Origin of the sequence: Streptomyces sp. NPDC088812 (assembly GCF_044750285.1) — a bacterium.
Classification (GTDB): domain Bacteria; phylum Actinomycetota; class Actinomycetes; order Streptomycetales; family Streptomycetaceae; genus Streptomyces.
Map to the genome: position 1 here is coordinate 158,727 of NZ_JBIVJP010000026.1, position 20,831 is coordinate 179,557.

At 73.6% G+C, this 20,831-nt stretch carries 17 protein-coding genes and 1 pseudogene; 5 read left to right on the top strand and 13 right to left on the bottom strand.

All coding sequences use genetic code 11. The annotated features are described in order from the left end of the window. Positions 1-221: 221 nt before the first annotated feature. From ACIP67_RS36295 to ACIP67_RS36315, 5 genes are all read right to left on the bottom strand, one after another. Positions 222-1,055: a class II glutamine amidotransferase gene (locus tag ACIP67_RS36295; RefSeq protein ID WP_401697628.1), complete on the bottom strand. Its 834-nt coding sequence runs from the start codon at positions 1,053-1,055 to the stop codon at positions 222-224. Between the two features lie 65 nt (positions 1,056-1,120). Beyond that, complete coding sequence (locus ACIP67_RS36300) at positions 1,121-1,558, bottom strand: hypothetical protein (protein WP_401697629.1); 438 nt, start codon at positions 1,556-1,558, stop codon at positions 1,121-1,123. Positions 1,559-1,590: 32 nt separating this feature from the next. Next, positions 1,591-2,061 (bottom strand): SHOCT domain-containing protein, encoded by a 471-nt coding sequence (locus ACIP67_RS36305; RefSeq protein ID WP_401697630.1) that lies wholly within the window; start codon positions 2,059-2,061, stop codon positions 1,591-1,593. Between the two features lie 321 nt (positions 2,062-2,382). Then, positions 2,383-3,723 carry a hypothetical protein gene (locus ACIP67_RS36310; protein WP_401697632.1) on the bottom strand — a complete coding sequence of 447 codons (1,341 nt, stop codon included), beginning with the start codon at positions 3,721-3,723 and terminating at the stop codon, positions 2,383-2,385. A gap of 79 nt (positions 3,724-3,802) precedes the next feature. Further along, the gene (locus tag ACIP67_RS36315; RefSeq protein WP_401697634.1) at positions 3,803-4,597 is read right to left on the bottom strand and encodes an HdeD family acid-resistance protein; all 795 of its coding nucleotides are present in this window, start codon (positions 4,595-4,597) and stop codon (positions 3,803-3,805) included. A 317-nt stretch (positions 4,598-4,914) separates the two neighbouring features. Here ACIP67_RS36315 and ACIP67_RS36320 point away from each other — a divergent pair, with 317 nt between their 5' ends. After that, positions 4,915-6,333, top strand: a complete 1,419-nt coding sequence (locus ACIP67_RS36320) for a DUF2252 domain-containing protein (RefSeq protein ID WP_401697635.1) — start codon at positions 4,915-4,917, stop codon at positions 6,331-6,333. 70 nt (positions 6,334-6,403) lie between these two features. Here ACIP67_RS36320 and ACIP67_RS36325 read toward each other — a convergent pair whose 3' ends face one another. From ACIP67_RS36325 to ACIP67_RS36345, 5 genes are all read right to left on the bottom strand, one after another. Next, a complete protein-coding gene (locus tag ACIP67_RS36325; RefSeq protein ID WP_401697637.1) occupies positions 6,404-6,601 on the bottom strand; it encodes a hypothetical protein in 198 nt (65 codons plus the stop codon). A gap of 321 nt (positions 6,602-6,922) precedes the next feature. Beyond that, positions 6,923-7,447, bottom strand: a complete 525-nt coding sequence (locus ACIP67_RS36330; protein WP_401697638.1) for a hypothetical protein — start codon at positions 7,445-7,447, stop codon at positions 6,923-6,925. Next, positions 7,444-9,084 carry an MFS transporter gene (locus ACIP67_RS36335; protein WP_401697640.1) on the bottom strand — a complete coding sequence of 547 codons (1,641 nt, stop codon included), beginning with the start codon at positions 9,082-9,084 and terminating at the stop codon, positions 7,444-7,446. The genes ACIP67_RS36330 and ACIP67_RS36335 overlap by 4 nt, the downstream gene beginning before the upstream one ends. 208 nt (positions 9,085-9,292) lie before the next feature. Further along, entirely contained in the window at positions 9,293-11,983 is a 2,691-nt protein-coding gene (locus tag ACIP67_RS36340; RefSeq protein ID WP_401697642.1) for a LuxR C-terminal-related transcriptional regulator, read from the bottom strand. A 690-nt stretch (positions 11,984-12,673) separates the two neighbouring features. Continuing rightward, positions 12,674-13,624, bottom strand: a complete 951-nt coding sequence (locus ACIP67_RS36345; protein ID WP_401697644.1) for an NAD-dependent epimerase/dehydratase family protein — start codon at positions 13,622-13,624, stop codon at positions 12,674-12,676. 274 nt (positions 13,625-13,898) lie between these two features. On the opposite strand from ACIP67_RS36345, the gene ACIP67_RS36350 reads away from it, so the two are divergent. Next, complete coding sequence (locus tag ACIP67_RS36350) at positions 13,899-14,708, top strand: PhzF family phenazine biosynthesis protein (RefSeq protein WP_401697646.1); 810 nt, start codon at positions 13,899-13,901, stop codon at positions 14,706-14,708. 35 nt (positions 14,709-14,743) lie between these two features. On the opposite strand, the gene ACIP67_RS36355 is transcribed toward ACIP67_RS36350, so the two are convergent. Both ACIP67_RS36355 and ACIP67_RS36360 read right to left on the bottom strand, forming a co-directional pair. Beyond that, on the bottom strand, positions 14,744-15,544 hold the full coding sequence (locus ACIP67_RS36355) for a CPBP family intramembrane glutamic endopeptidase (RefSeq protein ID WP_401697647.1): 801 nt from the start codon (positions 15,542-15,544) through the stop codon (positions 14,744-14,746). A gap of 451 nt (positions 15,545-15,995) precedes the next feature. Continuing rightward, complete coding sequence (locus ACIP67_RS36360) at positions 15,996-17,513, bottom strand: glutamate-cysteine ligase family protein (RefSeq protein WP_401697648.1); 1,518 nt, start codon at positions 17,511-17,513, stop codon at positions 15,996-15,998. A 560-nt stretch (positions 17,514-18,073) separates the two neighbouring features. On the opposite strand from ACIP67_RS36360, the gene ACIP67_RS36365 reads away from it, so the two are divergent. The 3 genes from ACIP67_RS36365 to ACIP67_RS36375 all read left to right on the top strand — a co-directional run bounded on the left by ACIP67_RS36365 (position 18,074) and on the right by ACIP67_RS36375 (position 20,588). Beyond that, positions 18,074-18,688 (top strand): hypothetical protein, encoded by a 615-nt coding sequence (locus ACIP67_RS36365; protein ID WP_401697649.1) that lies wholly within the window; start codon positions 18,074-18,076, stop codon positions 18,686-18,688. 351 nt (positions 18,689-19,039) lie between these two features. Further along, a complete protein-coding gene (locus ACIP67_RS36370; RefSeq protein ID WP_401697650.1) occupies positions 19,040-19,246 on the top strand; it encodes a DUF5999 family protein in 207 nt (68 codons plus the stop codon). A 301-nt stretch (positions 19,247-19,547) separates the two neighbouring features. After that, the gene (locus tag ACIP67_RS36375; protein WP_401697651.1) at positions 19,548-20,588 is read left to right on the top strand and encodes a LacI family DNA-binding transcriptional regulator; all 1,041 of its coding nucleotides are present in this window, start codon (positions 19,548-19,550) and stop codon (positions 20,586-20,588) included. Between the two features lie 28 nt (positions 20,589-20,616). On the opposite strand, the pseudogene ACIP67_RS36380 reads toward ACIP67_RS36375, so the two are convergent. Then, positions 20,617-20,748: pseudogene (locus ACIP67_RS36380) on the bottom strand (endo-1,4-beta-xylanase); the annotation flags it as partial. Positions 20,749-20,831: the final 83 nt, after the last annotated feature.

Below are 20,831 nucleotides of genomic sequence, written 5' to 3' on the forward strand. Positions count from 1 at the left end.
CCTTGTGTTCTACCGCCCCCCCCACCAGCAGGTCCAGGCCCGGGCCCCGGTAATACACTACTGCGCCGGGGGGGGGGGGGCGCCGCGGGCGCCCACCCGGCCCTGTCCGTTCCCGGTACTGACGGTCACAGCGTCACGTCCCCGGTACCGAAGGTCACAGAGTCACGTCCCCGGTACCGTCACGGAGCCACGGCACTCTTCTATGGAGCCAGGGCACTCCTCTACGCCGCCTCCGGTACGAACGGACGCAGTTCGTCCCCCTCCGGCTGCACCACGCCGTAGGTGCTCTCGGGCACCGCGATCCAGGCGCCGGGCAGGTTCCCCAGCGGCTCCGACACGATGAGCCGGGTCTCGTCGGACAGTTCCTGCAGGAAACCGACGTCGGGGTGGAGGGCGCGCAGGGTGTCCACCCGCGTGTTGTAGAAGAGCGAGCGGGAGGCACGCTCGCTGGAGTAGCGGAACCCCCACAGCCGATGCCCGTCGGTGACGGCGAGCGTCATCTGGAGGGGGAACTCCACGCCGTGCTCGTGACCGACCCGCTCGACCAGGGCCGCCATCCGCGCCACGGCACCCGGCGGGTCCCCCTCCAGTCCGAACGTGAGCGCCAGGTAGAACATCATCTCCGAGTCGGTCGAGCCCTCGATGTCGAGGAAGAGACGCGGATCGACCGCGAGGGCGAGGTCGCGGCGCATCCGGTGGAACTCGGCGATGGCACCGTTGTGCATCCACATCCAGCGGCCGTGGCGGAACGGATGGCAGTTGGTCTGCTGCACCGCCGATCCGGTCGAGGCCCGGATGTGGGCGAAGAACAGGGGTGAGCGGACGTGACCGGCGATCTCCCGCAGGTTGTGGTTGCTCCACGCGGGGCCGATGTCCCGGACCACCGCGGGGGTCTCCACGTGCGGCCCGTACCAGCCGACGCCGAACCCGTCGCCGTTCGTCGTCTCCACCCCCATCCGGGCGTGCAGGCTCTGGTCGATGAGCGAGTGCTGCGGCCGGTAGAGAATGGCGTCGAGCAGGACGGGGGTGCCCGAGTAGGCGAGCCAACGGCACATGAGCCACCGCCTTCCCGGCCGCCGGCCCGCCGACGGCCGATGTCTGCTGTACCGCTGCGGTCCGGCTACGCCCGGCGTTCCCACCCGCCGCCCGAGCGGTCGCCGCGCGCCACGCACAGGGCCCAGATGACGAACCCGGAGAAGGCGATCATCACGACGGACCAGATCGGGTAGTACGGCAGCGAGAGGAAGTTGGCGATGATGATCAGCCCGGCGATGGCGACGCCCGCGACGCGTGCCCACGTGGCCCCCTGGAACAGTCCCAGGCTGACGATCACCGCGAGCGCGCCCAGGATCAGGTGGGTCCAGCCCCAGCCGGTCAGGTCGAACTGGAACACGTAGTTGCGCGTCGTCACGAAGACGTCGTCCTGGGCGATTCCCATGATGCCCCGGAAGATCCCGAGAACCCCGGCGAGCATGAGAGTGACGGCGGCGAAGACGGTGAGGCCTTCCGCCCACGCGTACTTGGCCGATTCTGTCTGCGGGGTGTGTGTCCCTGTCATCCCGGTTCCTCGATTCGGTGTCGTTCGGTACTTCAGCGGCCGGGGGCGGAGTGCACCGGACCCGGGCCTTCCGCGGGGCCGTGGCCGCTCAGGACCAGTTGCTTGGCCCGGCGGAACTCCTCGTCCGTGATGTCGCCGCGGGCCCGGATCTCGGACAGCCTGGCGAGCTCGTCGACACTGCTGGGCCGGTCCGCGCCGCCTCTGGCCGTCTCCCTGACGTAGCTGTCGAAGGCCTCCTGGCGGGCCCGTGCCTGCGCGACCTCGCGACCGCCCATGTTCCTGCCGCGGGCGATCACGTAGACGAACACGCCGAGGAACGGCAGGACGATGACGAACACCAGCCAGCCGGCCTTCGCCCAGCCGCTGAGGTCGTCGTCCCGGAAGATGTCCACGACGATCCGGAACAGCAGGACGAACCACATGACCCACAGGAAGAACCAGAACATGGTCCAGAAGGCGCTCAACAGCGGAAAGTCGTACGCGAGGTACACGTCCGCACTCATCTTTCTCCTCCATTCCGTGCCACGTTCCGTCCCGGACCCGGGCCGGTCGTGCCATGCCGTGCCGTGCCGTCCTCAGCGTGCGCGCGGGACCCGGTGGGACGCCTCACCCGGGGCGGGTGAGCATCGTGTGGTCTCCGGTACGGCACCGGAGACCACGCCCGTCACCGGGCCCCGCGCCGCTCACGGTGGGCGGGCCGCCACGTCGCGGCCGAGCGCGGCGGCTCACGGTTCGCGGTTCGCGATGCGCGGGCCGCCTCGTAGCGGCCGGGGGCCGGGGGGCCGCGGTTCGCGGTGCGCCGCGGCCCGGCCGAACGCCGCGGCTCACGGCTCCGGGGCCGCCGCGTCCCGGCCGGGGGCCGCGGCGGCGAGGACCGCCGCGACGGTCAGCACCACGACCACCAGGACCAGGACCAGCACCACCACCGCGATCGTGGGGTGGTTCCACAGCACGAGCGCCAGCGCGCCCGCACCGATCGTGACGCCGGTGACCGCCTTGCGATGGGTGTCCAGCCACCGTCCCGCCCCTCCGGTGCGCAGGCCCGCGCGGCCCAGCGCCCGCCCGCCGGACGTCGTCCAGCGCCCGGCCGAGCCGCGCACCCAGCGGGCCGCGCGTCCGGGACCGAACAGGTAGGCGGACAGGGCGACGATCAGGGAGACGACCAGGAGGGTGCGCGTGCTGTCGCGCAGGAAGCGGACGAAGGTGTCGAAGATCGCCGCCGCGGCGTCGGGCGGCAGGATGGACGGGGGAACGTCGTTCAGGTAGACCCGCCGCACCACGGCCAGCGCGACGAGCAGCAGCACCATCATCGCCCCGACGCCCAGCGCGGTGATCAGCAGCATCACCCGGTGTCCCGGAGCGGTCCCCACGGCGAGGGCGGCGAGCGCGACGGTCAGCACGGGCAGCCAGACACCGACCACGTCCAGCAGACGCAGCGCGTCCTGCGCCTTGCCGAGTTCCTCGGTGCGGAAGAGCGTGATCGTGCGGTCGGGGGTCGGGATGGCGGCCGCCTTCTCGAAGCCCTGGTCGACGAGGCGCTGGCGTACGTCGTCCACCACGGCGCCGAGGTTGAGCTGAACGGCGTCCCCGGAGGCGCGCAGCACCCCCTGCTGATCGCCGGTGAGCATGTCCACCACGGCGGTCTGGGCCTGCCGGTTGGCGCGCTCCCAGACCTGTTCGAAGAGATCGCTGCTGACCACCCGCTCGATGGTGCGGTGGACGACGCTCCTGACCGCCGAGCGCAGCGGGCCGGCGAGGGCATCGGCGCCCGCCACCACCCGGGGCGGCGCACCGGCGTCCGCCAGCACCTTCGTCAGGGCGTCCGTCACCGCCTCGACGTCCACGTTGGCGACCACGCGGTCGGTCAGCTTGTCGGTCACGGCCTCCTGGACGGCCGGGTCCGACGCCAACGGTGCGACGGTCTGCACATAGCGGTCGGTGTCGGTGACGGTGTCCTGAAGCCAGGCCGCCACCACGGCCGCGGGGGCGAGCAGCAGGGTCACCACCAGCAGGACCGCGGCGCCCGCCGTGCGCAGGCGCCGGTGGTGGGCTCCCTCCGCCCGGCGCAGCCGTTCGTACTCGTCGCGTTCCCGGGCGGTCAGGGGGTGGCCGCCGCCGGAGCCGTTATCGGGGTGGGACGGTCCTGAGGTGGGGCCCGAGACCATGATTCCTCCTCGATGGTGTGTGCGACTGCCACTGCCACGCCTTGGCTGCCACTGCCACTGCCACTGCCACGCCTTGACCTCAGCCGGTCCGATCCGGAGCGCCCGGACCGGCCGGACCACCCGGACCACCCGAACCCTCCAGACCGCCCGAACCACCAGGACCTCCCGAACCACCCGGACCTCCCGAACCGCCCCATCCGGCTCGGCGCAGCGCGGCCCGCCAGGCGAGGGCGACGGCCACCTCGGCCAGCCCCAGCAGGACGAGCCACAGTCCGAGCAGCCGGGTCAGCGCCCGGGCCGACTCCGTGGGCAGGGCGAGCACCACGATCCCCGCGACGATGCCGAGCGCCGCGACGCCGAGGACGACGCCCCGGTGGGGCATGTCCTTGGCCGCGATGGCCGTGTGGAGGGTGAGGATGCCCGAGACCAGCCAGACGGCCCCCACGATCAGGGAGAGCGCGGTGACGGTCTGCAACGGGTTGCGCAGACACAGCACGCCGGCGAGCACGTACAGCACGGCCAGGAGGAGGCCGGGCAGCCGTTCGCCGGGCTCGGCGCGGGCGAAGGAGTCGACGAACCGGAAGAGTCCGGCCACCAGCAGGTACAGGCCGACGAGGACCGCGAGCACGTGCAGGGTCGCGTCGGGCCAGACCAGGACGAGCACACCCGGGACGAGCGTGGCGAAGGCCGCACCGAGGATCCACGTCCACGAGCGCCCGAGTGCGGCCAGTACATCGGCCGGGGCGGTGGGGGTGACGTCGGATGCGAAGGGGTCGGCCGGGTCGCCCCTCCGGGCGCGCTCGCGCCCGGGGGCCGCCCCGCCGGTGGGGTGTTCCGGTCCGGTGGGCGGTACCGGACCACGCGACATGGTCATGGCTCCTCCTCGCGTGATCGGGCGGGCCGCTCCCGGACCGCCGACGGGGCGGTGTGTGGTGACCTCACCGGGCCAGCGTGCCGCCGGCCCGGGGCCGCCGGGTCACCCGCCGCGGGTGATCCATGCGCGGCGCGGAGACGGTGAGGTGGGTGCGCGGAGCCGTACTCCGGTACGCGGCGCGACCACGAGGAGACCCCGCGGCCTGGGCGACGGGACCCGGATCGGCCGAGGGGAACCCCGCGGGGAGGCCGGCGGCTGTCACAGGCGCGCTCCGGGGAATGCCGAGGACGCCCGTCCAGGAAGTGGGAGTGGGAGCCATGGTCGTACCGATTGCCTTCACGCCCTCCCTGTCACCGGCCGAGCGAGCGGCGTACGGCCGGAAGGCCCGCGCGCGGGCGCCGCGTTCCTGCCACGGCTGGTTCGAGGCGGCGGCGGGACGACCCGACCCGGTGGACGTCCTGGAGCGCCAGTCCGCCACCCGCCTGCCGGAGATGGTGCCGGTCCGCTACGGCCGCATGCTCGAGTCCCCGTTCCGCTTCTACCGGGGCGCGGCCACGATCATGGCCGTGGACCTCGGGCCCGCGCCGAGCACCGGCCTGACCGTACAACTGTGCGGTGACGCCCATCTGCTCAACTTCCGCCTGCTGGCCTCCCCCGAACGCCATCTCGTCTTCGACATCAACGACTTCGACGAGACCCTGGCCGGTCCCTTCGAGTGGGACGTCAAACGGCTGGCGGCCAGCCTGGTGATCGCCGGCCGGGCCAACGGCTTCTCGGCCGGGGAACAGGACGACGTGGTCCGCGCGGGCGTGCGGGCCTACCGGCAGCGCATGCGGGAGTTCGCCGGCATGCGCACCCTGGACATCTGGTACGCCCAGGACGACGCCGACCGGATACGGGAACTGCTGGCCTCCTCGATGGACCGGAAGGCCCGGCGCAGGACGGCACGGGCCACGGCGCGCGCCCGGACCCGCACCCATCTCCAGGCCTTCGAGAAGCTCACCCGGGGCACGGCCGAGGGACGGCGCATCACGCCGGACCCGCCGCTGATCGTTCCGCTCCGGGACCTGGTGACCGGCCCCGACGAGGAGGAGAAGGACCTCCGGGCCGTCTTCGACGGGTACGCGCGGAGCCTGTCGTCCGAGCGCCGCCATCTGCTGCGCCACTACCGCCCGGCGGACGTCGCCCGCAAGGTGGTGGGCGTCGGCAGCGTCGGCACGCGCTGCTGGATCCTGCTCCTGCTGGGCCGGGACGACGACGACCCCCTGCTGCTCCAGGCCAAGGAGGCGCAGGAGTCGGTCCTCGCCGCGCACACCGGCGGCGACCGCTACGACAACCAGGGCCGTCGTGTCGTGGCGGGCCAGCGGCTGATCCAGACGACCAGCGACATCTTCCTGGGCTGGACGCACGCCGTGGGTCTCGACGGGCGCGAACGGGACTTCTACGTACGCCAGTTGTGGGACTGGAAGGGCATCGCCCGGCCGGACACCATGGACCCGGCGCTGCTGAGCCTGTTCGCGCGACAGTGCGGGGCCTGTCTGGCGCGGGCCCACGCCCGGTCCGGCGACCCGGTCGCCATCGCCGCCTATCTCGGCGGCGGCGACCGCTTCGACCGCGCGCTCACCGGATTCGCCCAGGCCTACGCCGACCAGAACGACCGGGACTTCGAGGCGCTGGGCGCCGCCGCCCGCTCGGGCAGGGTCCGGGCGGAGAACACCACTGAGCCGAGCACCTGAGCGCCTGAGTCGGGCACCGAGTCGGGCACCGCCCGTCACCCGCGGCCCGCCGTACCTCTCGCCCCTCGCGTCACTCCGGCAACTGCCGCATCTCCAGCACCCGCAGCCCCAGGGACCGGAGGCGGGCCAGCAGTCCGTAGAGGTGCGCCTCGTCGACGACGTGCCCGAACAGGACCGTCTGACCGGACATCATCACGTGGTCCAGCTCCGGGAAGGCCCTGGTCAGCGTCTCCGACATCAATCCGTCGACGCGGATCTCGTAGCGCATCAACTGCTCTCCCCCGGGCGGCCCGGGGTGGGCGGGCCGCCCTTCTCCCTGCGTTCGTCGCCCTGCCCTGCGATGGTCCGCCCCGGCGGCCGCCGGGGCCTCACCCCGGGGAGGTGATACGCGGCCCGGAGCGGTGCGCGGCCCGCCCGTTCCGCGGTGCTTCCGGAGGTCCGTTGCTCAGTGCTTCGGCAGGTCCGGTGCCCAGCGCATCGGAAGGACCATTGCCCAGCGCTTCGACAGGTCCGGCGCCCAGCGCATCGGAAGGACCATTGCCCAGCGCTTCGACAGGTCCGGCGCCCAGCGCATCGGAAGGACCGTTGCTCAGTGCTTCAGGAAGATCTTGAACGCGATGATCAGCAGACCGAGCACCAGGTTGACCGACGCGGTGACGGCCATCAGACGCCACGAGGCCCCGGCCCGTCGCGCCGCGGCCACCGACCACCCCACCTGCCCGGCCACGGCGACGGCGAGCGCCAGCCAGAGGGCACCCTGGAGGTCCAGGCCCAGCAGGGGACTGACGGCCACGCCGACGGCCGGCGGGACGGCGGCCTTGACGATCGGCCACTCCTCACGGCACGCCTCCAGCACGTCCGGGCGGGCCGGGCTCCCCCGCGCCAGCCGGGCCCCGAAGAGGTGCGCGTGCACGTGCGCGATCCAGAACGCCACCCCGGTGAGCAGCAGGAGCAGCACCAGTTCGAGGCGCGGGTACGAGCCGAGCGTCCCCGCGCCGACGACCACGGAGGCGGCGAGCATCGACCCGTAGACGCCGCCGGTGTAGTCGGCGTGGGCACGCCGCTCGGCACGGCGGGCTCGGGCGCTCTCCCCGCGCCGGGGCGCGGACCTCACCGCTTCCTCCGGTCCCGGTCCGCCGGTCGCCCGCCCTCCGGCCGGGTGCCGGCCCGTCCGGAGCGCTCGGCCCGTGAGGACGGCAGGTGCGAGGTGACGAGGAAACCGGCGAGGGTGACACCTCCGGCGGCGAGCACCGCCGCCTTCAGGCCGTCGAGCTGCGCCTCGGCGTAGGAGTCCACGAGGGCGTCGACGTCGGACGGCGGGAGCCCGGCGCTTTCGGCGGCCGAGCGGACCTGCTCGGTGGGGACGAAGGTGATCCCCGCCTCCAGGGCGACTCCTGTCTGGCGGCGGGCTTCCTGCGACAGCCGCGGATCGTCCTCCACCTGAGACGTGAAGGCGTGGGCCAGGGCACCGACGAGGATCGACCCCATGAGCGCGGTGCCCAGCGCGGAGCCGAGGTTCTGGGCCGTGAACTGCAGCCCGCCGACCTCACTGCGTTCCTCCTCGCCCGCGCTTGACTGGACGACGTTGCCCAACTGCGAGGCGAGCAGCCCCATGCCGACGCCGAGCACGGCCATCGCTCCGGCGAACTGCGCGTCGTCGATGGCCGGGTCGAGCGTGGCCAGCAGCCACACGATGGCGGCGGCGAGGGTCACCAGGGCGAGCCGGACCACCCGGCGCGGTCCGGCGAGCCGTCCGAGCCGGGCCGCGCCGAGGGAGGTCACGAGCATGGTGACGGACACCGGCAGCAGCCGCAGACCCGTCTCGAAGGCGTCGAACCCCTGCACCACCTGGAGGTACAGGGGAATGGTGAAGAACAGTCCGAGCAGGATGAGGTTCTGGCACAGCAGCGCCATCAGCCCCGAGCGCAGGGCGGGCCGGTGCAGCAGGGACAGGTGCACGAGCGGGTCGGCGTCCCGGGCGTCGCGGTGCCGCTCCCAGCGTGCGAAGACGGCCAGGACGGCCACGCCCGCGCCGACGACGAACAGGGTGGGCGCGAAGCCCAGGACGGTGAAGGGCGGATTGCGGGGCTGCACCCACCCCCAGGTGCTGCTCTGCAGCACACCGAGCACGCCGAGCGTGAGACCGGCCGCGGAGAGCGCGGCACCGACACCGTCGAGCCGCGGACGGGGTCCCCTCCGGGGAACCTCCGTGATCACCCGGCGGAAGCACAGGACGGCCAGCACGACCACGACCTCCCCGGCGAAGACCAGCCGCCAGGTGAGATACGTCGTGACCCAGCCGCCCAGCAGCGGTCCGACGGCGATCCCGGCACCGGCCAGACCGCCGATGACGCCGTAGGCGACGGCCCTGTCCCGTCCCCGGTAGGACTCGGCGACCAGGGCCGCCATGGCCGGCAGCACCATCGCGGCACCGAGCCCCTCGATGACCGACCAGCCCAGCGCGAGGACCCACAGGGTCGGAGCGGCGGCGGTCAGCGCCGAGCCCGTCGCGTAGACGACGAGACCGAGGAGGAAGAGGCGCCGGCGTCCGAGGATGTCTCCGAACCGCCCTCCGATGATCATGAACGCTGCCATGACCAGGGCGTAGAGGGTGATGACGGCCTGGATGGCGGTCACCTCGGTGTCGAAGTCCTCGACCAGCTGGCTGATGGAGACGTTCATGACGGACGTGTCGAGGACCATCAGGAACTGGGCGGTGCCCAGGACGACGAGCGCCCTCCACTGGGTCACGGTGTCCACCTCGCCGCATCGGTCCGCGACACCGGCGGTGCCGGCCGGACAGCGGCCGTCCGACGACCCGCCACCACCACCATCGCACGGGAAGGCCCCTGGTACGCGCCTCACACGCCACGGGCGACCCGCGCCCGCTGCGCCCGCCCGCCGACGGGCCGAGCGCGCGCGTCAGGGCCTCGTCCCCTTACGGCGGACCCGGCTCCCCTCACAGCAGACCCAGCTCGCGGGCACGGCGCACCGCCTCGTTGCGGCGGTTCACCGCCAGCTTCCGGTAGGCGCTCTTGAGGTGGGTCTTCACCGTGTTCACGGACACGTACAGGTCGGCGGCGATCTCCTCCGTCGACATCATCTCGGCCAGCCGCCGCAGCACGTCGCACTCCCGTCCGCTCAGCTCCTCGACGACCGGCGGCCGCTCCTCGGACCGTGTCGGCGCGCCGTCGTGCGGGGCGGGGCCGGGGGTGAGCCAGCCCGCGGCGAGCGTGCGCAGCGGCGGCGCGGCGAGGACGGGCCGGAGCCACGGCCCGGCTTCGAGGAACGGACGGCGCAGCAGTTCGTGGTGGGCCTCCCGCAGGGCCCGGGCGACGAGGCCGCGCGCCGCGGCGGCGTCGCCCGCCGCGTCCGCGGCCTGTGCCCGCACCAAGGTGGCCCGGACGGTCACCGCGGGTCCCGGACGCTCCTCGGGCCGGATCCGGTCGAGCAGGTCCAGCGCTGCCGCGGGCCGGCCGGCGGCGAGCTGGGCCCGCGCGGCCTCCACGGCGCACACCGCCTGTTCGTGGGAGACCTCTTCCAGCAGTCCGGCGGCCGCCCGCGGCCGGCCCTCGGCCAGGTGCGCGGCCGCGACGACGAGCGCCGTGTGCCCCCGCGCCCAGGGGGAGGGCACGTCGGCCCGGACGGATGACTCCACCGCCTCGAGCGCGGCCCGGACGTCGCCGCGGGCCAGGTGCAGACGCGCGGTGGCGACGGCACGGCCCGCCGCCGTCACGGGGTCGGCCAGGTCCGGTCCCGCGTCGGCCTCGGCGTCGAGGAGGGCCTGGGCCGCCCGGCCCAGCTCGTTGCGGTCCACGGCGACGGCGGCCAGGACCAGCCGTTCGACGCCCGGGGCGGACGGCTGGGGCAGGCCGAACCGCTCCGTCTCGGCCAGCGCGGCCCGGGCCCCGCGCTCCGCCCGGCCGGTCCAGCCGTCGAGGTAGTCGATCAGGGCCAGGCGGCTCAGGGAGTCCTCGCGCGGGAGCGCGGTGGAGTCCCCGCCGGGGCAGTCGGCCACGGTGGACAGGGCGGCCCGCGCCTCCTCGAAGCGCCCGGCCCACAGCCATGCCGATCCCAGATGGGTCAGCAGCAGGGCGAGGAGCTCCGGATGCCGCTCCAGGAGGTGGGCGGGGACCTGCTCCCGCAGCCGGTCCGCCGCCGCCGACGCCGTCTCCGCGCGGGCCGGCGAGCCGGTCAGCCGGGCGGCGAGGGCTTGCAGCAGGGCACAGCTCAGCCGGGCCGCCGCTACCAGCTCGGGCGCGTCCTCCGCCGCGCGGCCCTCCACCAGGCCCTGCTCGGCGTGACGCAGATGGGCCAGGCCGTGGCCGAGGTCGTTCGCGGACAGCTCGCGGGCCGCGCGGACGAGGTCGGCGGCCGGGCTCCCCGCCTCGGGGGCCATCCGGGAGAACAGCGCGGCCAGGTCGTCGGAGCGCAGGCCCGTGAAGAGCTGGCCGATGGCGAGGTCGCCGACCAGGGCACCGGCGGTGAACTCCCAGTCACCGGCGTCGGCGCCGTGCCCGAGTGCCTCCGTGAGGGAGCCGGACGAGCGCAGCCATCGCGCGGCCCGTCCGTGGAGTTCGGGTTCCAGGCTGGGTGAACGCATCCGCAGATGGGCCCGGAGGATCTCCGCGAACAGCGGGTGCAGGCGGTACCAGGCGTGGCCGAGGTGCTCGACGAACGCGTTCTCGCGCTCCAGCCGGGCCAGGACCGGCCCGGCGTCGGTGCGCTCCGTCAGCGCGTCCGCCAGCCCGGCGCAGAAGCGTTCCAGGACGGAGACCCGCAGCAGCAGGTCCCGGGTGGCGGGCGGCTGCCGGTCGAGCACCTCCGCCAGCAGGAAGTCGGCGACCGCGGTCCGGTCGGCCTCGAACTCCTTCAGGTACGCCTGCGGGTCCGGGCTCTCGCCCGCCGCGAGGGCGCACAGCCGCAGTCCGGCGGCCCAGCCCCGGGTGCGGTCGACGAGCCCGCGCACCGCGTCCACCGGCAGGCTCAGCCCGTGCAGGTCCAGGAGCCGGGCCGCCTCCTCGGGCGTGAAGGCCAGCTCCGCGTCCCTGATCTCGGTCAGCTCGCCGGCGGCCCGGTAGCGGTGCAGCGGCAGCAGGGGTTCGGTGCGGGTGACGAGGATCAGCCGCATGCCGGGCCCGGCGTGGTGCAGGACGAACGCGAGCTGCTCGGCGATCTCCGGGTCGGTCACCCGGTCGTACTCGTCGACCACCACCGTCACGGGCCGCTCGCCCGCGCTCAGCTCGACGGCCAGCCGGGAGAGCAGTCCGGGGGCGGCACGGCCGGCGTCGGCGGGGCGGCCGACTCCGGCGGAGAGGGGGACGCCGGCGACCTCCAGGGCGCGGAGCAGGTACGCCCAGAACATGCCGGGTCCCTGGCCCTCGGTGTCGGTGGTGAGCCAGGCGAGGGGCCGGGGGTTCCGGCGCGCGGCCCAGTCGGCGACCAGGAGGGTCTTCCCCGCGCCCGCCGAACCGTTGACCATGGTGAGCGGCGTCCGGAGAGCCTGGTCGAGGTGGGTGACCAGGCGCTCGCGCGGGAGGAACGTCACGGGAGGCGCCGGTACGGCGAACCGCGTCCGCAGGAACGGGTCTCCGTGCGGGTCGGCCTGCGGCGCCTCGGGAGAGGGGCCGTTCTCCTCGAACCCAGCCATGGCGTTCACCACCACTGGTCGTCAGGTCAGGGGTACCGCTCCCTCTCAGCATCGCAGTGATCCGCCGGGTGCGCGCCGCGAGGCGCCGGGCCACCGCCCACGGCCCGCACCCGCACGACGCCGACGGCATGCCGAAAAGCGCCGGACCACCGCACCCCCGCCGGAGCCCACTGCGCGGACGCCACGCCACCGCCGCCCCGCTCCACCCGACACCCCCAGGCCCCCACACACAGCGCCCCCGGGCCTCCGGGCCACCACAAGCAGCGCCCCCGGACCTCCGGCCCCCACACCCGGCGCCGGAACTCACCGCGCAGACGCCACGCCACCGCCCCCCTCCCCCGACACCCCACAGCCCCCCGAGCCTTTGGGCACCACGCACGGCGCCCCCGGGCCTCCCACCACCACGCACCGCTCCCCGGGCCACCACGCGCAGCCTGCCCCGGGCGCCGCGTCGGTCCCCAGGGCTCGAGCACCGAGAACTCCGGCGGACGCCCCCGATCACGAACACGAGCCCGAGCCGGGCCCGCGGGGTGCGACCTCATGGACGGCGAGGGCGGTCCGGCGGGCGGAACGGCCACATGTCACCCAGGCCGGCCCGCCGGGCGGCCACGGCCGGGGCACCTCGAGGCGGGAGCAACCGCCTCTACCGAGGTGGGCGTACGGGCACGGCGGGGCGCCCGCGGGCCGCCCTCATCCGGCGCCGGCGGCGCGCAGGTGGGTGCGATACCACGCCGCCGCGTCCGCGAGACGGCTCAGCGGGCCGGGCCCCGGCGGCTCGTCCGTCAGCTTCCACAGGTCCTCGGAGAGGTACCAGTGGTCGCGGGCGACCAGCGCGAACTGGCGTTCCGAGGCGCGGCCGGGGGTCGCCCGCAGGCGCTCCAGACAGGTGGGCCACGGCCAGTCCTCGGCGGGGCGGGGCGGGAGCACTCCGAGCGCCGACAGCCGCGCCAGCAGGTCGCCGACGCGTACGGGGTCGGGGTGGCCGACGTGGTACACGCCGGGCGGCACCGGGCGGGGGCCGGTGGCCACGGCGGTGATCAGGCGGACCAGGTCGCCGACGTCGACCACGGACAGCAGGGCGCGGCCGGCGTCCCACTCCGCGGGGACCCGCTCGACCAGTTCCGAGAGCCCGGGCACGACCCAGCGGTCCCCGGCGCCGACCACGATCCCGGGGCGCAGGACGACGGCGTCCGCCTCCCGCGCGTACGCCTCTCCCGCCAGTCGGGTCCTGCTCACGGCGGAGGCCGGTTCGGCCGTGATCTCGTCCACCGCGATGCCCCGGTGCGGGCCGGCGCCGTAGACCGCCGCGGTCGACAGGTGCACCACGCGGGGAACGCCGGCGCGCCTGGCTTCCGCCATCAGCGCACGGGTGCCGTCGACGTTGACCGCCTCGCACAGCTTCTCGTCCCCGCCGATGTACGAGGCGAGATGGACGACCGCCCGGGCACCCTCGCACAGGCCGCGCAGTGCGTCCGCGTCGGTCAGGTCCCCGCGCACCCACTCGACGGCGGCCCCGGGCCCGACCCCAGCCCCGGCGCCGGTGTCCGGGACGCGACGCACCAGTGCGCGGATCCTTCTCCCCCGGGCCCACAGTGCGCGCAACGCGTGCGAACCGATGAAGCCGGTCGCGCCGGTCAGCACGACGGTGCCGTCGTCGTCTCCAGCAGTCGTGTCGTTCAGTGCCGCTTCCTTCCGCTCGTCGTCCGGCCGCTCCCGGACCCTCGGGTCCCTCGCCCCCTCAACGTCCCGGCGGGCCAGGCAGGTTCCCCGCCCCCCTGACCGCGCGACGGGACACACACCCCGCCCCGAGCGGCGCGCCTTGCCACCACCGGTCCCGGCCGCCACCGCCGATGGGGGCCATACCCTTCGAATGGGCCTTGGCCCCCCGCTCCCCCCACCCCTTACCGTCACCGACATGCGGATTCGAATCGTCGATGCCTTCACCGACCGTCCCTTCGCCGGCAACCCGGCCGGGGTCCTGCTGCTCGACGCCTTCCCGGGCGACGACTGGCTCCAGAACGTGGCCCTGGAGGTCAACCACGCCGAGACGGCGTTCGCGCACCCCCTCCCGGCGGGGGGTGAGGCGGACTGGGCGCTGCGCTGGTTCACGCCCGTCACGGAGGTCGCGATGTGCGGTCACGCCACCCTCGCCACCGCCCACGTCCTGCACACCACCGGCGCCCACGACGGGCCGGTGCGGTTCGCCACCCGAAGCGGTGTGCTCGTCGCGACGCCCGCCGAGGACGGCTCCGTCACCCTGGACTTCCCGACCGCCCCGCTCACCCGCGTGGACGTCCCGCGGGGCGCCGCCGAGGCCCTGGGCGCCGAGCCGCTCGCCGCGTTCGACACCGGGCCGAACGTTGGCGACCTCCTGCTCGAACTCGCCGACGAGAAGACCGTCCACGCCCTGCGGCCGGACCACAAGGCGCTCACCGCCCACTCCACGCGCGGCATCATCGCCACGGCCCGCGCCGAGAACCCCGCCTGCGGCTACGACTACGTCTCCCGCTGCTTCTTCCCCAACGTCGGCATCGACGAGGACCCGGTCACCGGCAGCGCCCACACCGCTCTGGCCCCCTTCTGGTCCGAGCGCCTGGGCCGCCCCGGCCTCACCGGTCTCCAGGCCTCCCCCCGGTCGGGCCGGGTGCGCACCGAGGTGCGCGGCGGACGCACCCTGCTCAACGGCCGCGCGGTCACCGTCATCGAGGGCGACCTCCTCGTCTAGACGACGTCCGGACGGCGACCCGGGTGGCTGGTGGCTCAAGCCGTCGGCAGCCACCCCACCTTCCCCGCCAGCAGCGCGTATCCCACGAACGCCCCGATGTCGAGCAGGGAGTGGGCCACCACCAGGGGGCCCACCCTCCCCCAGCGCCGGTAGAGGTGGACGAACACCACGCCCATCACCAGGTTGCCGACGAAGCCGCCGATGCCCTGGTACAGGTGGTACGAACCGCGCAGTACGGAACTGGCCGCCAGCGCGCCGACCGGTGTCCAGCCCAACTGGCCCAGCCGGCGCAGCAGATAGCCGACGACGATGACCTCTTCGAGGATCGCGTTCTGCAGCGCGGAAAGGATCAGCACCGGGTACTTCCACCACACGTCGGGCAACGCTTCCGGCACCACCGTGAGGTTGAAGCCGAGGCCGCGCGCGGCCAGGTAGAAGGCGATGCCCGCACTGCCGATGACCGCCGCGACCCCGGCGCCGCGGCCGAGGTCGGGCCAGGGGCGGGTGCGGTCGAAGCCCAGGGTGCGCAGGCTGCGCCCCTCCCGCATCAGGAAGTGCGCGACGAGGGCGACCGGGACGAGGGCGGTGGCGATCCCGAAGAGCTGCCAGGCCAGATCGAGCCAGGGACGGCCCGGCGCGGCCGAGGCGTTGAGGGTCGCGGCCTGGTCCTTCAGCCCTCCCGGTTTCGTGACCGATCCGACAAAACTGATCAGGGCGGACACACCGCTCGCACCGAGCGAAAGCCCCAGAACGAGCAGCGTCTCGTCACGGAAGATCCGTCGCGAGAACCGCTCCTGCGGGAAAGAACCGACCGCCGGCCCCTCGTCCGCCTGCACACGCGCCTCCAGTTGGATGAACCCGCCATCACCCCGTCCGCGCGTCGCCAGGGTCTCGGAAGCAGGTGCGAGCACGTGCGCGACAGGCCGTCGGGGGGACGGACGCCGTACGGGGCGCGTCTCGCCGTCGTCCGCCGTGCGACCGGACACCGGCACGCGCACACGGACCGACAGGGAGGACACCACCGTCATGGGACGTCACAGCTTGCCCGATGTTTCCGGGGCGGGCGTCAGCGGCCCCCCGTACCGAGGCCGCGTACGGGGCCCCGTGCAGAAGCCCGCCCGGCGAGAGGCCCCGCACGGACGCCCCCTACGAAGGCTCCCCTCCCGCCACAGGACCCCTTCCCGTCACAGGACCCCTTCCCGTCACAGACCCCCAGCCCGCCACGGGCACACTTCCGTCACAGACCCCCAGCCCGCCACGGGCCCCCAGCCCCCGCCACAGGCGGCCTCACCGGGTGAGCACCGGCTCCGGCAGCCCCACCGGCCAGGTGTGCGCCGGCTCTCCCTGCCGCATCAGCTGGGCGTAGCGGCGGGTGGTCGCCGCGAGGGCCGCGTCGCGGGACAGGCCCGCTTCCAGGGCGCGGTGGTAGGTGGCCACCTGCCAGCTCGCGCCGTTGGTGCGCCGTCGGCACCGTTCCTCGATGACGCCCAGGTAGAGATCGCGGTCGGCGGGCTCCACCCCCCAGGCGTCCAGTCCGGCCTCGGCCAGCGGCAGCAGTTCGTCGCGCACGAGGCTCACCGCGTCGACCTCGGTCGTGCCGCCCAGCCGGCCGCGCCGCGGCCACTGCAGACGGGCGTCGATGCCGTCGCGGCAGGCGGCGTCGAAATTGGCGGCGGCGGCCTCGAACGGCAACCGCGTCCACACCGGCCGGGAGTCCTCGGCGAGGGCGCGGACGACGCCGTAGTAGAAGGCCGCGTTGGCGACGACGTCGGTGACGGTGGGCCCGGCCGGCAGGACCCGGTTCTCCACGCGCAGGTGGGGGACGCCGTCGGCGATGCCGTAGACGGGGCGGTTCCAGCGGTAGATGGTGCCGTTGTGCAGGACGAGCTCGGCGAGCTGGGGGACGCCGCCCGCCGCCAGGACGTCCAGCGGGTCCTCCTCGTCGCAGATGGGCAGCAGGGCGGGGAAGTAGCGCAGGTTCTCCTCGAAGAGCTCGTAGGCCGAGCTGATCCACCGCTCGCCGAACCAGGTCCGCGGCCGCACGCCCTGCGCCTGGAGCTCCGGCGGCCGGGTGTCGGTGGCCTGCTGGAACACCGGGGGCCTGGACTCGCGCCACAGCTCGCGCCCGAAGAGGAAGGGCGAGTTGGCGCCGAGGGCGACCTGCGGGGCGGCGACGGCCTGCGCGGCGTTCCACACGTCGGCGAAGCGGTCCGGGGTGACCTGGAGGTGGAGTTGCACCGAGGTGCAGGCGGCCTCGGGGACGATCGACTTGGAGGTGCACGACAGGCGCTCGACGCCGTCGATCTCCAGGGTGAACTCCTCACCGCGGGCGGCCACGATCTGATCGTTGAGAAGGGTGTAGCGATCGACCTCGGAGAGGTTGGAGGAGACCAGGTCGTCACGGTCGAGAGTCGGCAGAATACCGATCATCACGATTCCCGCGTCGACCTCGCCAGCCTTTCGGTCGGCATATGCCAATGAGGTGCGGAGTTCCTCCGCGAGCCGGTCGAATACCCGCCCGCCCAATCGGTGTGGAGCTATGTTGACTTCCAGGTTGAACATGGCGAGTTCTGTTTGGAAATCGCGGCTGGCGATCCGCTCCAGTACTTGTCCGTTCAGCATTTTCGGCAGACCGTCGGCACCCGCGAGATTCAGTTCGATCTCGAGACCCATGAGGTTCTTCGGGCGGTCGAAGCGCTGCTGGGACAGGAGCCGCTCCAGCCCCGTCAGGCACTGCCGCAGCTTGTCGCGGTAGCGCTGACGATCGGCCAGGTCGAACCCGCCTGCCACGACCTTCTCCCCCATCGAAGCGTCCCTCCTCGCACGGGGCGGCCGACGTCCGGCCGCCGGCTGTCCCGGGGTCAGGTGGGATGATGCCCAGCCCTGTCGATCGATAACGTCCCCCGCCGGCGATGCCACCCGCTACGCTGACCGAAGAAGTCCACCGGCACATTCACCGGGCAAGGCGGCGGGCGGCGTTTCACGAATGTCATCTCGTGAAAAATGCCGACGAGAATAGGCCGACCGTTGCGCGCGCATATCCCGAGGTCATCGGGGCGCGGCCCCCTCTGAATCGGGATGATTCACACGTATCGCCGACCGAATGGACTCTTGCCGAGTGCCCCGGGAGCGACTAGACGAAACACAGTCTGAACACCTGTCGTATAAACTCCGCGAACAAGGCGGAGAAGGTGGGCGCCCACGGTCGAAGCAGCCTGTCGTCGTCGACGTGACGGACGGCGGGCCGTCCGCGCACCCCGGACTCCCAGACCCGGCCCCTGTCTCTCCGACCTTCCTCGAGCTGACAGCGTCGTCCGCCCCACGCCCTCGCGCCACCGTGCCTGCCGAATGAGAGGCGACCCACCATGCCGCTGCATGTCCCCCCGGCTCCCGCGCCCGCCCTGCGCTCCGTCCTCACGGCACTCGCTTCCCCCACCGCGGTCCGCGAGGACCGGACCCCGTCCCTGCGCACCGCCCAGGGGCCCGTCACACCGGAACTCCCGCTCCCCGTGCACGTCCTGGACCGGATCACCGCCGAGGGCGTGACCGCGACCCGGCTGGCCGGCTGGCGCTTCCTGATCCGCTCCGGCGACCGAGCCGTCGCCGCGGCCGAGACCCGGCTCACCCCGGACGGCTGGGCCTTCTCCCACTTCTTCGAGGGCCCCTACATCGCCTCCACCGAGCGCGCGCTGCGCCAGGCGGAGTCGTCCACCCAGCCGTACCAGGCGCGGCTGCTGTCCGTGCCCGGCCTGTACATGCTCACGCTGTGGCTGCACGGCGACTGCGCCTCCGACGGCACCACCGGGCACCCCGCCGCGACCGACCTGCTGGTGCCGCTGGCCCCGGCACCCCCCGGCATCGCCGCCCACCGCCCGCACCGGGTCGCCGAACTGCTGCCGGTGCTGACCCTGCGGGTCGCACCGGGCCAGCAGCCCCGGGTCGCACCCGGCCAGGAACCCCTCCTCGGCTCCCCGGCCTGACCCGCCCGCCCGGCGCCGGCCCGGGCCCCCTCCTCCGTACCCCGCCACCGCGGCCCCGGTGGCGGGGTACGGCGCTGTCGCGCACCCCCGTCGACCCTCGGGACTAGCCCTATCCGACCAGCGGGAACCACCCGAAGTGACCGGGCAGTTGAGCTGAACCGCCCACGAGGGTGACGCGTCTTCAACCTGTGAGAAGCGGTGCCGCGAAATCCCTGCGGAACGACGCCCGTGGGGCAACACTGGGTTCCGACCGACTTATCACAACGGGGGGCGGCCATGAACGACGTTTCACGCCGCGGGACAGACACCACACATCGTCCACGCACCACACCAGAGCGGAAGATCCCATCCATGTGCCAGCACCAGCCGCCGTGTCCGACAGCCGAATCCGCCGACCGGGAGTCCGCCCGCCTCGTGGCGCACCACCCCGAACAGGGCTGGAGCCTGCTGTGCAACGGCGTCCTGCTCTTCGAGGACACCGGTGAACTCCTGCCGGACGGGCAGATCATCGCCCCGCACCGCCCGCTGGACACCGGCACGGTCGTCACGGCGGCCTGAGCACCACCGCGGACGGCCGGCCGACGCCGTCCGCCGATCGAAGGGGCCGGATGCAGCCTCCGCCGCGCACCGGCCCCGACGCGTGTCCGAGACCGCTCGCTCCCCGTGACCTCCCGGTCGCCCTCCCGTACGTCACACCCCCACGGCCGCCGCTCCCCGCCCCGTCCCGCGGCCACCGAGCCGCATCCGGTCCCCCGGCCCCGGAACGTCTCCCTTGAACGTCTTCCCACGGCCGCCGACCTTCCGGAAGACTCCTGGAAGTTTCGACGGGAGCGTCCCGAACGCGACGGAGGTGGGGCAAGTGGCAGCGGACGAGACGGCACCCGCGGCCCGCGGCAGGATCACCATCACGGAGATCGCCCGGCAGGCCGGCGTCTCCGTGCCGACGGTGTCCCGCGTGGTCAACGGCCGTTCCGACGTCTCGCCCGGGACCCGGGCCCGGGTCGAGGACCTGCTGCGCCGGCACGGCTACCGCAAACGCCCCTCCGCCGTCCGTACCCGCGCCGCCCTCCTCGACCTGGTCTTCAACGACCTCGACAGCCCTTGGGCGGTGGAGATCATCCGAGGCGTCGAGGAGGTCGCCCACGCGGCCGGCGTGGGCACGGTCGTATCGGCGATCCACGGGCGCTCCGGTGCGGCCCGGGAGTGGATGCGCAATCTGCGGGCCCGCGCCTCCGACGGCGTCATCCTCGTCACCTCGGCCCTGGAGCCCACGCTGCACGAGCAGTTGCGCATCCTCGGGGTGCCGCTCGTGGTGGTCGACCCGACGGGCTCCCCCGCCCTCGACACCCCGGCCGTCGGCGCCGCCAACTGGGCGGGCGGACTGGCCGCCACGGAGCACCTGCTCTCCCTCGGCCACCGCAGGATCGGCCTGATCGCCGGCCCGCCGCGCCTGCTGTGCTCCCGCGCCCGCTTCGACGGCTACCGGGCGGCCCTGGAAGCGGCCGGCCTCGCCGTGGACGAAACCCTGGTCGTACCCGGCGACTTCCGCCCCGAGTCGGGCTTCGCCGGCTGCACCGCGCTGCTCGACCTGCCCGAGCCGCCGACCGCCCTGTTCGCGGCCAGCGACCAGATGGCGCTCGGCGCGATCGAGGCGCTGCGCCGGCGCGGGCTGCGCGTACCGGAGGACATGAGCGTGGTCGGTTTCGACGACCTCCCGGAAGTCCGCTGGTCGGCGCCGCCGTTGACGACCGTCCGCCAGCCCCTCGCCGACATGGGCAAGCTCGCCGTCCGTACGGTCCTCAACCTGGCCCGCGGCGAGCGTGCCGACCCGCCGCGTGTGGAACTGGGCACCGAGCTGGTGGTGCGGTCGAGCACCGCACCACCGACTCCCGCACGCTGACGCCCGCTGCACCTCGAAGGTGCAGCAGTCAGCTCAGTGCCTCCCGGATCGCGTGGTACGCCGGCTTCGGCACGAGGTTCTCGTCCCACGGCAGGGCGGCGCCCTCCCCCGGGAAGAACGCCGGGATCCACGAGTACCTGTCGGTGTAGTCCCACAACTGCCGTAAGACACGATGCAGTACTAGCATCAGGGCATGCCGTACGCGCCTGAATATCTCCACCTGGTGATCCCGGACGTCCGCTT

Coding starts and splice junctions, on each gene's coding strand:
- ACIP67_RS36295 (WP_401697628.1), bottom strand. CDS start 1,055: ATGTGCCGTTGGCTCGCCTACTCGGGCACCCCCGTCCTGCTCGACGCC.
- ACIP67_RS36300 (WP_401697629.1), bottom strand. CDS start 1,558: ATGACAGGGACACACACCCCGCAGACAGAATCGGCCAAGTACGCGTGG.
- ACIP67_RS36305 (WP_401697630.1), bottom strand. CDS start 2,061: ATGAGTGCGGACGTGTACCTCGCGTACGACTTTCCGCTGTTGAGCGCC.
- ACIP67_RS36310 (WP_401697632.1), bottom strand. CDS start 3,723: ATGGTCTCGGGCCCCACCTCAGGACCGTCCCACCCCGATAACGGCTCC.
- ACIP67_RS36315 (WP_401697634.1), bottom strand. CDS start 4,597: ATGACCATGTCGCGTGGTCCGGTACCGCCCACCGGACCGGAACACCCC.
- ACIP67_RS36320 (WP_401697635.1), top strand. CDS start 4,915: ATGGTCGTACCGATTGCCTTCACGCCCTCCCTGTCACCGGCCGAGCGA.
- ACIP67_RS36325 (WP_401697637.1), bottom strand. CDS start 6,601: ATGCGCTACGAGATCCGCGTCGACGGATTGATGTCGGAGACGCTGACC.
- ACIP67_RS36340 (WP_401697642.1), bottom strand. CDS start 11,983: ATGGCTGGGTTCGAGGAGAACGGCCCCTCTCCCGAGGCGCCGCAGGCC.
- ACIP67_RS36350 (WP_401697646.1), top strand. CDS start 13,899: ATGCGGATTCGAATCGTCGATGCCTTCACCGACCGTCCCTTCGCCGGC.
- ACIP67_RS36360 (WP_401697648.1), bottom strand. CDS start 17,513: ATGGGGGAGAAGGTCGTGGCAGGCGGGTTCGACCTGGCCGATCGTCAG.
- ACIP67_RS36365 (WP_401697649.1), top strand. CDS start 18,074: ATGCCGCTGCATGTCCCCCCGGCTCCCGCGCCCGCCCTGCGCTCCGTC.
- ACIP67_RS36370 (WP_401697650.1), top strand. CDS start 19,040: ATGTGCCAGCACCAGCCGCCGTGTCCGACAGCCGAATCCGCCGACCGG.